We start from the raw sequence: 12,354 nt of genomic DNA, 5'->3' as shown, positions 1-12,354 counted from the left end.
GCTTATTTTTGGCGACTTCCTTGCCCGCAGCGTGCGGGGCATTCCCTGCGCGCCACCTTTGTAGAGAGCGGTGCCGTTTCGGTCTTTCCACTCTCTATTGCAAGGAGCCATGTCATGGCTGATCTCAACGCTGATGTTTACGAAAATCCTATGGGCTTAATGGGCTTTGAATTCATCGAATTCGCCTCGCCAATCCCTAACGTCCTTGAACCCGTGTTCCAGATCATGGGTTTCACCAAGGTGGCTAATCACCGCTCCAAAAACGTGTCGCTGTACCGTCAGGGCGAGATCAACCTCATCCTCAACAACGAACCGCACAGCGTCGCCTCGTATTTTGCGGCGGAGCATGGGCCGTCGGTGTGTGGCATGGCGTTCCGGGTCAAAGATGCGCAAAAGGCCCATAACCGCGCGCTGGAACTGGGTGCGCAACCGGTGGAAATTGCCACCGGTCCAATGGAATTGAGGCTGCCTGCAATCAAGGGCATTGGCGGTGCGCCGTTGTACTTGATTGACCGTTTTGGTGAAGGCACATCGATTTATGACATCGATTTCAACTTCATCGAAGGCGTAGAGCGTCATCCGGAAGGCGCGGGGCTGAAGTTCATCGACCACCTGACCCACAACGTCTATCGCGGTCGCATGGCGTACTGGGCGAATTTTTACGAGAAGCTGTTCAATTTTCGCGAGATTCGCTATTTCGACATCAAGGGCGAATACACCGGCCTGACTTCCAAAGCGATGACCGCGCCGGACGGCATGATCCGTATTCCGTTGAACGAAGAATCGTCGAAAGGCGCAGGCCAGATCGAAGAGTTCTTGATGAAGTTCAATGGCGAAGGGATCCAGCACGTTGCGTTTTTCACCGACGATTTGATCAAGACCTGGGACGCATTGAAAGCCATCGGCATGCGCTTCATGACCGCGCCGCCTGAAACCTATTACGAGATGCTGGAAGGGCGTTTACCTAATCACGGCGAGCCACAGGACCAATTGCAGGCCCGGGGAATTTTGCTCGACGGATCATCCGACGGTGGCGAGCGGCGCTTGCTGTTGCAGATATTCTCGGAAACCCTGATGGGGCCGGTGTTCTTCGAGTTCATTCAGCGCAAAGGCGATGATGGATTCGGCGAAGGCAACTTCAAGGCGCTGTTCGAATCGATTGAGCGCGATCAGGTAAGGCGTGGAGTGTTGACGGCTGATTAACGTCAACCAACCTGCGTCACGGCCTTCCCGAATGAATTCGGTCCCACAGGGATCTCCTCTGTGGGAGCGAATTCCTTCGCGAAGATTTTTCAAACACCAGAAAGCTGAAAACTGCCGCCCATTCTCAAGCTTATATCTTGGGCAGTTTTCAGCAGTTTCATTGCGGCCTGATCCTGTGCCGCTCCAGTAAACATTGACGCCGATCCCACCACCGTCACCACGCCCGCCAGCCTGTTGCCCATGGCAAACACCGGCGACGACACGGCATTTACGCCGGCCATCAACAACCCATGAATCTGATGCACGCCGGTGCTGCGGATTTCCTTGAGGTGCTTCTCAACGTCTTTCAATTGCCGCGCGCTCAATTGCGCTGACTCAAGCCTGGCCAGCGCTGCCGTTTCATTGCTGCCCAGGAAACTGTTGAATACCAGCCCGGTGGAGGAGCTGAGCAACGGCAACACCGAACCGATCTGCGTCACTAAGGTCACCGCGCCGATGGATTGCTCGACGTAGACCACGGTGGGTCCTTTATTGCCCCATACAGCAAGAAAGCACGTTTCGTTGAGATCATCGCGCAACGCGGACAGGTGAGGCGCGGCAGTTTTCAATACGTCCAGTTGTCCGAGTGCAGCCAATCCCACCAGCAAGGCCTCACGACCGAGGCCATAGTGATTAGTGACGACATTTTGTTCGGCGAACCCACTGGCCACCAGGGCTTGCAGGTAGCGATGGACCTTGCTCGCGGGCATGCCCACGTGTTCCGCCAGTTTCGACAATGAGGTGGCCGGCGCCAGTTCGGCCAGTGCTTTAAGGATGCCAACACCGACTTCGGCCGCTTGGACCTTTTGCTGGCGTGCGCCTGCTGGGTTTTCGATTTCCGCTGTCATGAAGAAGGGCGCGCCGGTCTGGGAAGGCTGCTTTATAGCTTGACCTAGCTACAAACTCAAATTACGTTATGCGTAATTGAATTACGAAATATTATGCCGAGCCCCGGCTGCTCCTACCGTTATGCGTAGTTTCCATCAACCAAAACCCAATAAGAGGTCGAGATGTTCACAGCCCACTCTCCTGAATCCCTGGTGTACCTGAGCGGCTTCGGTAACGAGTTCAGCAGCGAAGCCGTGCCGGGTACGTTGCCGCTTGGGCAGAACTCCCCGCAGAAGCATACACACGGCCTGTACACCGAGCAGTTTTCCGGCACGGCGTTCACCGTACCTCGCGCTGAAGCACGTCGAACTTGGTTGTACCGCATCAAACCTTCAGCGGCGCACCCCCGGTTTGAAAAGCTTGTGCGACAGATCATCGGCCAAGAGACTGGACCGATCACCCCGAACCGTCTGCGTTGGGACGCGTTCGATCTGCCGACCGAACCCACAGACTTTCTCGACGGCTTGATTTGTTTGGCCAGCACGGCCGCTGCGGATCAAGCTGAAGGCGTTAGGGCTTACGTCTACTGCGCGAACACCTCTATGGATCGTGCATTTTTCAATGCTGACGGTGAATGGCTGATCGTGCCCCAGACGGGCCGCTTGCAGATCATCACTGAACTGGGTGTGCTGCAGATCGAGCCACAAGAAATTGCCGTGTTACCTCGCGGGCTGAAATTCAGCGTTCAATTGTTAGACGCCAGCGCCCGAGGTTACGTGTGTGAAAATCATGGCTGCGCTTTGCGCCTACCGGATTTGGGACCCATCGGCAGCAATGGCCTGGCCAATCCACGGGATTTTCTGACGCCTGTCGCGCACTTCGAAAACCGCAATGAACCGGTGCAATTGGTGCAGAAATTCCTCGGTGAACTCTGGGCCACTGCGCTTGATCATTCACCCTTCGACGTGGTCGCCTGGCACGGTAATAACGTGCCCTACAAATACGATCTGCGCCGTTTCAACACCTTGGGATCGGTGAGTTTTGACCATCCTGACCCGTCTATTTTTACCGTGCTGACCTCTCCCGGCACAGTACATGGCCAGGCCAATGTCGACTTCGTCATCTTCCCGCCGCGCTGGATGGTGGCCGAAAACACTTTTCGTCCACCGTGGTTTCATCGCAACCTGATGAACGAATTCATGGGCTTGATCGACGGCGCTTACGACGCCAAGGCCGATGGTTTTGCACCCGGTGGTGTGTCGCTGCACAACTGCATGAGCGCCCACGGGCCGGACAATGCCACGGCAGAAAAGGCCATGGCTGCTGAGCTAAAACCGCACAAAATCGACCACACCATGGCCTTCATGTTCGAGACCGGCAACGTGCTGCGGCCAAGCCGCTACGCCTTGGAGTGCCGGCAACTGCAAACTGATTACGATGCCTGTTGGTCAGGCATGGCCACCACTTTTGATCCTGGAACCCAAGCATGACTACTCCATCTAACGCCCTTAGTTGGGTAACGTCCGCCAACGGTCACAGCGATTTCCCGCTGCACAATTTGCCGCTGGGTGTCTTCAGCTGCGACGGGCTGAGCAAACGCGGTGGCGTGGCCATCGGCGAGATGATTTTCGACCTGCGTGCGGCACTGGATGCTGGCTTTTTCAACGGTGCCGCCCGTGATGCCGCCGAAGCCGCCAGCCGCGATCAACTCAATGACTTTTTCGCCTTGGGTGCCCCCGCCCGGCGCGCATTACGCAGCGAACTGTTGCACCTGCTGGACCGTTCGAGCCCCCAGCTGTCGCGCTTACAGCCGCTGGCTGAAACCCTGTTGCACCCGATGGCCGAGTGTCAGATGCATGTACCGGCACGCATTGGCGATTACACCGACTTTTACGTCGGCATCCATCATGCGATGAACGTCGGCAAACTGTTTCGCCCGGACAATCCACTGCTGCCCAACTACAAATACGTGCCCATCGGCTATCACGGTCGCGCCTCGACCATCTGCATCTCCGACACCCCGGTTAAGCGTCCGAATGGTCAGACCCTTGCGCCAGGTGCTGTGGTTCCTGAGTTCGGGCCGAGCAAACGTCTGGATTACGAATTGGAAATGGGCGTGTGGATCGGCCCTGGCAATACCATGGGCGAGGCCATTTCGATTGTTGACGCCGCTGAGCATATCGCCGGTTTTTGCTTGCTCAACGACTGGTCGGCGCGAGATTTACAAGCGTGGGAATACCAGCCGCTGGGGCCATTTCTGTCGAAGAGTTTTGCCACCAGTATTTCTGCCTGGGTAGTAACGGCCGAAGCGCTGGAACCGTTTCGCACCGCACAACCTGCGCGTCCTGAGGGCGATCCGCAGCCCTTGCCGTACCTGTTGGATGCCGCAGACCAGCAGGGTGGTGCGTTGGATATCGAACTGGAAGTGTTGCTAATCACCGAGCAGATGAAAGAGCAAGGCATGGCACCTCAGCGTCTGGCCCTGAGCAACACGCAGAACATGTACTGGACCGTTGCGCAGATGGTTTCTCACCACAGCGTCAACGGCTGCAAACTGCAGCCGGGTGATTTGTTTGGCACCGGAACACTATCAGGGCCGCAGGCGGGGCAGTTTGGCAGCTTGCTGGAAATCAGCGAAGGCGGAAAAACCGCGCTGACACTGGCCAGCGGTGAATCCCGACGCTTTTTGGAGACCGGCGACGAAGTGATCTTCCGCGCGCGCTGCCGTCGTGAAGGTTACGCCTCGATTGGCTTCGGCGAATGCCGTGGGGTCGTGCTGTAGGGCCTGGTCCCACAGGGTTCTTTGTACTGCGCGGTAATTGGGGCATTCCCACAGGGTTCTTGGTCCAGCGCAGGAATTGGGGTGTTTCCCACATTATGAGGATTGAGGCGCTCAAAACTCCCGATCAAACCCCGCACTCAACGACCCACTGCGCGGTAAAAAGCGCCCTTGCCGCGTGCCCTGACTCTGTCCGTTGGCATAGCTCAAATGACCATTGACCCACACACCCTCAATGCCTTCAGCGGCGCGTTGCGGGTTGTTAAAATCGGCAACATCGCGGATCAGCGCCGGGTCAAACAGCACCAGATCTGCCCAATAACCCTCACGAATTTCCCCGCGTTCAAGCAGGCCGAACCGCGCCGCAGAGAGCCCGGTCATTTTGTGCACGGCGGTGTGCAGGGGAAACAAACCCAGGTCGCGGCTGAAATGCCCCAATACCCTGGGAAACGCGCCCCACAAGCGCGGGTGCGGGAAAGGGTCTTCTGGTAGTCCGTCCGAACCAATCATCGATAACGGGTGCGCGAGAATTCGCTGCACATCGCTTTCGTCCATGCCGTAATACACCGCGCCCGCCGGTTGTAGGTTACGCGCCGCATCGAGTAACGACAGCCCCCACTCGGCGGCGATGTCGATCAAATCACGTCCGCCTTGATCCGGGTGTGGCGTCGACCACGTAATAGTAATCCGAAAGGCGTCGGTGACTTGCTTGAGGTCAAGGGTCGAGGAACTGGCGGCATAAGGGTAACAATCGCAGCCCACGGGATGACTCTGCGCGGCGTTCTCCAGCGCGGCGAGCAACTGAGGGCTGCGGCCCCAATTGCCGGCACCAGCGCATTTCAGGTGGGAGATCACCACCGGCGCCTTGGCGTGACGCCCGATGAGAAATGCTTCGTCCATAGCCTCCAATACCGGCTCGAACTCACTGCGTAAATGCGTGGTGTACACCGCGCCAAATGCGGTCAGTTCCTCGGCCAGTTGCAGCACTTCGTCGGTGTCTGCGGAAAACGCCGATGCATAAGCCAGACCCGTGGAAAGGCCTAACGCACCGGCCTCAAGGCTGTCGCGCAACTGGGTGCGCATGGCGGCGATTTCCGCTGATTTTGCCGTTCGGTACAGGTCATCCAGGTGGTTGCTGCGCAAGGCGGTATGCCCGATCAGCGCGGCGACGTTGACGGCTGGGTGCGCCGCGTCCACCGCCTCACGGTAATCGCTGAAGCGTGGGTAGACGAAGGCCGCTGCGTCACCCAGCAGGTTCATCGGGTCGGGTGGCTCGGCGTGCAAGCTCACCGGTGAAGCGCTGATGCCGCAGTTGCCGACAATCACGGTGGTTACGCCCTGGCTGATTTTCGGCAGCATTTCGGGTTTGCGAATTACCACAGTGTCGTCGTGGGTGTGAACGTCGATAAAACCCGGCGCCAACACTCGGCCTTTGGCATCAATTTCTTCATTGGCAGACACGCCGTTGAGGTCGCCGATCCGCAGGATGCGGCCTTCGTGAATGGCCACGTCGGCGGCGTAAGCAGGGCTATTACTGCCGTCGATGATCAGGGCGTTGCGAATCAACAGGTCGTAGCGCATGTCAGTCTCCCAGCGGCAGGCAGTGGTCACCGCCGCGATAATCGTCGAGGGCCAATTTGATCCGACGCAGTCGTTCTTGAATGGCGCCCTTCGTTCCTACAGCAGATTGATGCATCACTCCGCAAACCGCTCCCGATACGCTTGGGGCGTCACCGCAACGGCCCGCAGGAAACTGCGGCGCAAGGTCTCTTCGGTGCCAAACCCACAACGGCTGGCAACGCGTTTGATCGGCAGCCCAGTATCACCCAACAATCGCCGCGCAGCCTCCACGCGTAATTGCTCGATGGCCCGGGCCGGGGTGCTTCCGGTTTCAGCGCGGTAATGACGGACGAAACTGCGCTCACTCATGCCGACCCGCTCAGCAAGAATGGCGACCGATAAATCGCCGCTGAGGTTTTCGGCGATCCACGCGTGCAGTTCTGCGAAGCGCCCGGCGTTTTTCTGCAGGGCCAAGGTCACGCTGAACTGCGACTGGCCGCCGGGGCGTTTGAGAAACACCACCAAGTGCCGAGCGACAGCCAGCGCCACTTCATGGCCTAGATCTTCTTCGACCAGCGCTAAGGCCAAATCGATCCCCGCCGTCACACCTGCCGAGGTCCAGACTGCGCCCTCGTTGATGAAAATCGGATCAGGCTCGACCTGCAGTGTTGGATAGCGAAAGGCCAATTCCTCGCAGCGACTCCAATGCGTGACGACGCGCCGCCCGTCAAGCAACCCACCGGCCGCCAACAAAAAAGCACCGCTGCAGACTGAAGCCAGGCGTCGAGCCATAGCCGCTTGGGCGCAAACCCAGCGAACCAACTCCAGTTTTTCAGACGCTGCGTCCACGCCGCGCCCGCCCGCGATGATCAGCGTGTCGCAGGGTTCATCGAAACGTGGCAACGGCGAGGTCAGCAACCCCAAACCCGCAGAAGAAACCACTGCGTCCGGTTCAGCAGCCACTACCTTGAGCATGTAAGACAAAGGGTGCCCTTGCTTGCGCATCAAATCATTGGCGGTGGCAAATACTTGCAGCGGCCCGGAGATGTCCAGCAATTGCACGTCTGGAAAGGCCAGCAGGTACACGGTTCTGAGGGGGGTGGGCATAAGGAAACTCGGTGTAGAGACCAGATGTCAGCGGCAAGCTACAAGCTACAGGCAGGCGGTGATCAGTCTTGTAGATCTGGCATCTGGCGGAAAACGTGGGTTATCTGGCGTATCTGCCAGAGGCTAGCGGACTACAGTGGCTTCGTCTACCCGCATACAAAAGGAATACGTCTATGACGCTACATATCGGCTTGCTGCTATTCCCCAACGTTCAACAATTGGATATGACCGGGCCTTACGAAGTATTCGCTTCGCTGCCGGACGTGACCGTTCACCTGATCTGGAAGACCCTTGATCCGGTGCGCTCCAGCACTGGATTGACCCTGACTCCCGACACTGATTTCCAGGGTTGTCCGGCTTTGGATGTGATTTGTATTCCAGGTGGGAAAGGTGTCGATGAACTGATGGAAGACTCAGAAACACTGGCATTCATCCGGCGTCAGGCTCAAAACGCGCGGTTCGTCACGTCGGTGTGCACCGGTGCATTGGTGTTAGGTGCGGCGGGTTTATTGCGCGGGCGACGGGCTACCACACATTGGGCATCACACGGTTTGTTAGAAGCGTTGGGCGCGATCCCGGTGCAGGCGCGAGTCGTGCGCGACGGTAACCTGATGACCGGAGGAGGAATTACTGCGGGAATTGATTTCGCGTTGACCTTGGCGGGTGAACTGTTGGGCGAGTTGGAGGCGCAGGCTACGCAATTGCAGCTGGAATACGCGCCAGCGCCGCCCTTCAATTCGGGTCACCCTGAAACGGCTCCCGTCGAAGTAGTGGCACTGGCCCTTAAGCGGGGAGCGGCATTGTTGGCCAAGCGCCAGCAATTGGTGGCGCGGGTTGCGGCTGCAATGAAAAGCGCCTGAATCAATCAGGCGCCGTGTTGATCGATCAGAGGTGAATGCCACCAGATGCTTCGATACGCTGACCATTGATCCAGCCGCTGCCGTCGGTCAACAGCATCAAAATCGCACCGCCGATGTCGTCCGGCAAACCGACCCGGCCCAAGGCCGTGCCCGAAGCGATGTACTGGTTGATCTGTGAGTTGTCACGCACCTGGCCGCCGCCGAAGTCGGTTTCGATTGCGCCGGGTGCCAAGGTATTGACCCGAATACCCCGCGCCCCAAGCTCCTGTGCCTGGTAACGGGTCAGGACTTCGATGCCGCCTTTCATGACGGCGTAGGCGGCCATGCCAGCCATGGAAAATCGGGTCAGACCGCTGGAAATATTGATGATTCGGCCCTGATCGGCAACCAGCGGCAGCAAACGTTGAGTCAAAAAGAACGGCCCCTTGAGGTGAATTTTCATCATCTGGTCAAACTGCTCTTCACTGGTTTCGGCAAAACTGACGTTTATGCCGCTACCGGCGTTGTTGACCAGGAAGTCGAACGAGTCACGGTTGAAGGTGCTTTTCAGTGCATTGGTGACTTGTGTACCGAATGCGGCAAATGTGCTGCTGTCGCTGACATCCAATTGCAACATGACCGCACGGCCACCGAGGCGTTCGACTTCGCTGGCAACGGCTTGAGATTCAGCGGTGTTGCTGTGGTAGGTGCCGATGATGTCGATGCCTTGGGCGGCAAGGTGCAGCGCGGTGTTTTTGCCCAAGCCACGGCTGGCGCCGGTGATAAGTGCGATTTTACGGGTCATTGGGTAATTCCTTTATGGAAGTAAGCTGCAGTGGAGTCAGTGTATTTGTCCGCCTTTGCATGATAAATAGTAAGAAATCGGAATCACTGGTCGATATATCCGGACAATCTTAAAGGCTGGCAATGAATAAGCTTGAGCTGCTGAAAACGTTTGTCAGGGTCACCGAGCTGTCGAGCTTTACCCAAGCGGGGGAAAGTTTGGGGCTGCCTCGCTCGACGGTTTCCGAGCATGTTCAAGCGCTGGAAGCGTTGATGGGCACGCAGCTGCTGCACCGCACCACGCGCAAGGTGCAGGTCACCCAAGACGGTTTGGTGTTGTACGACCGCAGCAAAAGTTTGCTGTCGAACATGGACGAGCTGGAAGGTCTGTTTCGACAGGATGGCGCGGTTTTGGCCGGGCGCTTACGGGTAGATATGCCCAACAAACTGGCGCGCACGTTGTTCATACCACACCTGCCCGAGTTTGTAGCGCGTCACCCGCAGATCGAGCTGGAAATCAGCAGCACCGATCGGCGGGTCGACCTGGTGCGCGAAGGCTTTGACTGTGTACTACGGGTTGGCGCTCAGCCTGACCAATCGATTATTGCTCGGTCAATCGGTCGGGTGACAATGATCAACTGCGCAAGCCCAAGCTATTTACGGACCTATGGAGTACCCAACACCCTCGAAGACTTGGCCGGGCATCGGTTGATTCATTACGTCGGGGTCTTGGGCGGGCGCTCTGATGGGTTTGAATACGTGCAAAACGGCAAGCTCCGGCGGTTGCCAATGGCCGGGGGTATAACGGTCAACAACACCGACACCTACGAGTCCGCCTGCCGCGCCGGCCTGGGTCTGGTACAGGTGCCAAAAATGGGGGTGCGAGACGCATTGGCGACTGGCGTACTGGTGTCCGTATTGGCCGATTTTGTACCCGCGCCGATGGAGGTGTCATTGCTGTATGCGCAACAACAGCACGTACCGGAGCGGTTAAGGATTTTTATGCAATGGCTGGAGGTGTTGTTTCGCGAGCATACGCGGGAGGAATGATTTTATCCCCCAGGTTCACCGGACCTCATACCAGCCTAAAAACAGATCCAGCGCCGACTCAACCACGGCACGTTGATCACTTGTGCCCAACACTTCAGTACTTAGGGTGATTTGTGGCCAGAACGCGAAGGCCTTCAGCAGGGCATGGACCTGGGTTGCGGCGAAGCTCGGGTCGACGGCTTTTAAGCGGCCATCGAGCTGCGCAGCGCGGATCCAGGCGGTGAAGCTTTCTTCGCGCTCATTAAGGCGCGAGACTATGTTCTGTGCGCGTTCGGGGGAATGAATGGTGGCCGCGATTGCCACGCGTGCCAGGTCGATGAAATTGCTGTCAGCCAGCATCTTCATCTTCGATTCGAGCAGTTCCTTTAGCTGAGCCCGCAAAGGACGTTCATGGTGATAAGTCATGTCCTGTAATTCTGTACTGCTGGCCCACAGCCGTTGCAGGATCTCGGCGAACAGCTCTTCTTTGCTCGGAAAGTGGTTGTACACCGTGCGTTTGGACACTTGGGCCAAGGCGGCGATTTTGTCCATGCTGGTGACCTCGAACCCATTGTCGCGAAACTCGGCAATGGCCGCCTGGACAATGGCTTCGCGTTTACGATCAGTCAGGCGTAGAGGAGCTTTCATAAGGTTCGCTTCAGACAGGCGGATTAAAAAAATTACACTCGGCAGTTTACTTGTCATCAGAGTTGTTGCAAGCTTAAAACTACACTGTGTAGTGTAGTTCTACTCGCTATATGTTCTACATGTCATCCCTTCGTCAAGATCCAGGAACCCCTCCTGCTCCTTGGAGTCAGCTTCTCATGAGCAAAACAACACATATCGCAAACGCCGCAGCCCCTGTGATGGCTCCATTGCACCGAGATGGACGCTACCGTAACCATGTTCCCATGCACCGCTTGGGTTTTCTGAAAACCTTGCGGCTGATATGGGTATCGCTCTTCGGCAAACCAACGAACACGCGCCCTGCAGGCGAGATTCCGGTACTTGCGTTGTCGCGCCAGCAATTGCTTGCTGCACCCAATAACAGCGTATTCCGCTTGGGGCACTCGACGGTATTGCTCAAGTTGCGCAATCAATTTTTCCTGACGGACCCGGTATTTGCCAAGCGTGCATCTCCCGTGCAATGGGCCGGGCCGCAGCGTTTCCACCAGCCACCCATTAGCCTCGAAGACCTGCCATCGATCAAGGCCGTGATCCTCTCGCACAATCACTACGACCACCTCGACCATATGGCGATCAAGGCGTTGATTGGCAAGACCGAACACTTCCTGGCTCCCATCGGCGTCGGTGATACCTTGATTGAGTGGGGCGTGCCGGCGGCTAAAGTGCGGCAGTTAGACTGGTGGCAATCGACTGAAATAGACGGCATGCGCTTTGTTGCCACACCGTCCCAGCATTTTTCCGGGCGCTCGTTGCGCGATGGTAACCAGACGCTGTGGGCGTCCTGGGTGATGATAGATAACGACCAGAAGATCTTTTTCAGTGGCGACAGCGGCTACTTTAACGGCTTTAAACAGATAGGTGACCGCTATGGTCCGTTCGATCTCACGCTGATGGAAACGGGCGCCTACAACGTTGATTGGCCGGACGTGCACATGCAGCCCGAGGAGACGTTGCAAGCTCACATCGACCTGCGCGGTCGGTGGTTATTGCCGATCCACAACGGCACCTTCGACTTGGCGATGCATGCCTGGCACGAACCCTTCGACCGCATCCTCGCGCTGGCGTGGGAAAAGAACATCGCTATCAGCACGCCGCAAATGGGTCAGCCGTTTTACCTGGATTACCCCACACGCGGGCATGCCTGGTGGTTGGGGGTGGAAGGGGTGGTTGAAAGCTATATCGATGATGCTGAACAGCCTCAAGGCAGCCGCCATCAAGCGTAGTGCCGCCATTTATAGGATGCATAGACCTCTTGTAGGCGCTGTCGAAGGCGGCGATAGGGCCAGCAGAATCGCAGCCTTCGCCAGCTCCCAGCAAGATATTGAGTGGTCAGCCAGTACAACTAGACACAGTAAGCTGAGATACCCTCAAGCCATGCCGTTCCTGCCATAGGTCAAAAATGCCGGTCGCTCACTCAAGCGTTCGTAATACGCTCTAACTGCAGGGAATTCGGCGTGCTGCAACGGTGTTTCGTACCAGCGGTTCACCGACAGTCCCATG

11 protein-coding genes and 2 pseudogenes are annotated in these 12,354 nt (G+C 57.2%); 6 read left to right on the top strand and 7 right to left on the bottom strand.

Annotated elements, in window-relative coordinates:
* Window positions 1-114 precede the first annotated feature (114 nt).
* Window positions 115-1,203: a 4-hydroxyphenylpyruvate dioxygenase gene (gene hppD / locus M0974_RS11905; RefSeq protein ID WP_297836458.1), complete on the top strand. Its 1,089-nt coding sequence runs from the start codon at window positions 115-117 to the stop codon at window positions 1,201-1,203.
* An 89-nt stretch (window positions 1,204-1,292) separates the two neighbouring features.
* On the opposite strand, the gene M0974_RS11900 is transcribed toward hppD, so the two are convergent.
* Window positions 1,293-2,090: an IclR family transcriptional regulator gene (locus tag M0974_RS11900; RefSeq protein WP_297836456.1), complete on the bottom strand. Its 798-nt coding sequence runs from the start codon at window positions 2,088-2,090 to the stop codon at window positions 1,293-1,295.
* Window positions 2,091-2,252: 162 nt separating this feature from the next.
* Here M0974_RS11900 and hmgA point away from each other — a divergent pair, with 162 nt between their 5' ends.
* Entirely contained in the window at window positions 2,253-3,560 is a 1,308-nt protein-coding gene (hmgA, locus tag M0974_RS11895) for a homogentisate 1,2-dioxygenase (protein ID WP_297836455.1), read from the top strand.
* Window positions 3,557-4,852: a fumarylacetoacetase gene (gene fahA / locus M0974_RS11890; RefSeq protein WP_297836453.1), complete on the top strand. Its 1,296-nt coding sequence runs from the start codon at window positions 3,557-3,559 to the stop codon at window positions 4,850-4,852. The genes hmgA and fahA overlap by 4 nt, the downstream gene beginning before the upstream one ends.
* Before the next feature lie 111 nt (window positions 4,853-4,963).
* On the opposite strand, the gene M0974_RS11885 is transcribed toward fahA, so the two are convergent.
* The 3 genes and pseudogenes from M0974_RS11885 to M0974_RS11875 form a co-directional block, all read right to left on the bottom strand.
* Window positions 4,964-6,430 carry an amidohydrolase family protein gene (locus M0974_RS11885; RefSeq protein WP_297836451.1) on the bottom strand — a complete coding sequence of 489 codons (1,467 nt, stop codon included), beginning with the start codon at window positions 6,428-6,430 and terminating at the stop codon, window positions 4,964-4,966.
* Between the two features lies 1 nt (window position 6,431).
* Window positions 6,432-6,509, bottom strand: a pseudogene (locus tag M0974_RS11880) (MurR/RpiR family transcriptional regulator); the annotation flags it as partial.
* Between the two features lie 35 nt (window positions 6,510-6,544).
* Window positions 6,545-7,516: a GlxA family transcriptional regulator gene (locus M0974_RS11875; protein ID WP_297836450.1), complete on the bottom strand. Its 972-nt coding sequence runs from the start codon at window positions 7,514-7,516 to the stop codon at window positions 6,545-6,547.
* 173 nt (window positions 7,517-7,689) lie between these two features.
* On the opposite strand from M0974_RS11875, the gene M0974_RS11870 reads away from it, so the two are divergent.
* Entirely contained in the window at window positions 7,690-8,376 is a 687-nt protein-coding gene (locus M0974_RS11870; RefSeq protein WP_297836449.1) for a DJ-1/PfpI family protein, read from the top strand.
* A 25-nt stretch (window positions 8,377-8,401) separates the two neighbouring features.
* On the opposite strand, the gene M0974_RS11865 is transcribed toward M0974_RS11870, so the two are convergent.
* Window positions 8,402-9,160, bottom strand: coding sequence for an SDR family oxidoreductase (locus M0974_RS11865; RefSeq protein ID WP_297836447.1), 759 nt, complete (start codon window positions 9,158-9,160; stop codon window positions 8,402-8,404).
* Window positions 9,161-9,282: 122 nt separating this feature from the next.
* Here M0974_RS11865 and M0974_RS11860 point away from each other — a divergent pair, with 122 nt between their 5' ends.
* Complete coding sequence (locus M0974_RS11860; protein ID WP_297836446.1) at window positions 9,283-10,188, top strand: LysR family transcriptional regulator; 906 nt, start codon at window positions 9,283-9,285, stop codon at window positions 10,186-10,188.
* A 15-nt stretch (window positions 10,189-10,203) separates the two neighbouring features.
* On the opposite strand, the gene M0974_RS11855 is transcribed toward M0974_RS11860, so the two are convergent.
* Entirely contained in the window at window positions 10,204-10,815 is a 612-nt protein-coding gene (locus tag M0974_RS11855) for a TetR/AcrR family transcriptional regulator (RefSeq protein WP_297836445.1), read from the bottom strand.
* Between the two features lie 176 nt (window positions 10,816-10,991).
* Between M0974_RS11855 and M0974_RS11850 the strand changes: the two genes are divergently transcribed.
* The gene (locus tag M0974_RS11850; protein ID WP_297836443.1) at window positions 10,992-12,077 is read left to right on the top strand and encodes an MBL fold metallo-hydrolase; all 1,086 of its coding nucleotides are present in this window, start codon (window positions 10,992-10,994) and stop codon (window positions 12,075-12,077) included.
* A 144-nt stretch (window positions 12,078-12,221) separates the two neighbouring features.
* Here M0974_RS11850 and M0974_RS11845 read toward each other — a convergent pair.
* Window positions 12,222-12,354, bottom strand: a pseudogene (locus tag M0974_RS11845) (glutathione S-transferase); the annotation flags it as partial.

Origin of the sequence: Pseudomonas sp., from assembly GCF_026224925.1 — a bacterium.
Taxonomy (GTDB): Bacteria; Pseudomonadota; Gammaproteobacteria; order Pseudomonadales; family Pseudomonadaceae; genus Aquipseudomonas.
Note: the sequence above shows the minus strand (reverse complement) of the source record. Positions and strands in the feature narration are given on the sequence as shown.

Bases quoted from the DNA above. Each gene is read 5' to 3' on its own strand.
- hppD (WP_297836458.1), top strand. From the start codon at position 115: ATGGCTGATCTCAACGCTGATGTTTACGAAAATCCTATGGGCTTAATG.
- M0974_RS11900 (WP_297836456.1), bottom strand. From the start codon at position 2,090: ATGACAGCGGAAATCGAAAACCCAGCAGGCGCACGCCAGCAAAAGGTC.
- hmgA (WP_297836455.1), top strand. From the start codon at position 2,253: ATGTTCACAGCCCACTCTCCTGAATCCCTGGTGTACCTGAGCGGCTTC.
- fahA (WP_297836453.1), top strand. From the start codon at position 3,557: ATGACTACTCCATCTAACGCCCTTAGTTGGGTAACGTCCGCCAACGGT.
- M0974_RS11885 (WP_297836451.1), bottom strand. From the start codon at position 6,430: ATGCGCTACGACCTGTTGATTCGCAACGCCCTGATCATCGACGGCAGT.
- M0974_RS11875 (WP_297836450.1), bottom strand. From the start codon at position 7,516: ATGCCCACCCCCCTCAGAACCGTGTACCTGCTGGCCTTTCCAGACGTG.
- M0974_RS11870 (WP_297836449.1), top strand. From the start codon at position 7,690: ATGACGCTACATATCGGCTTGCTGCTATTCCCCAACGTTCAACAATTG.
- M0974_RS11865 (WP_297836447.1), bottom strand. From the start codon at position 9,160: ATGACCCGTAAAATCGCACTTATCACCGGCGCCAGCCGTGGCTTGGGC.
- M0974_RS11860 (WP_297836446.1), top strand. From the start codon at position 9,283: ATGAATAAGCTTGAGCTGCTGAAAACGTTTGTCAGGGTCACCGAGCTG.
- M0974_RS11855 (WP_297836445.1), bottom strand. From the start codon at position 10,815: ATGAAAGCTCCTCTACGCCTGACTGATCGTAAACGCGAAGCCATTGTC.
- M0974_RS11850 (WP_297836443.1), top strand. From the start codon at position 10,992: ATGAGCAAAACAACACATATCGCAAACGCCGCAGCCCCTGTGATGGCT.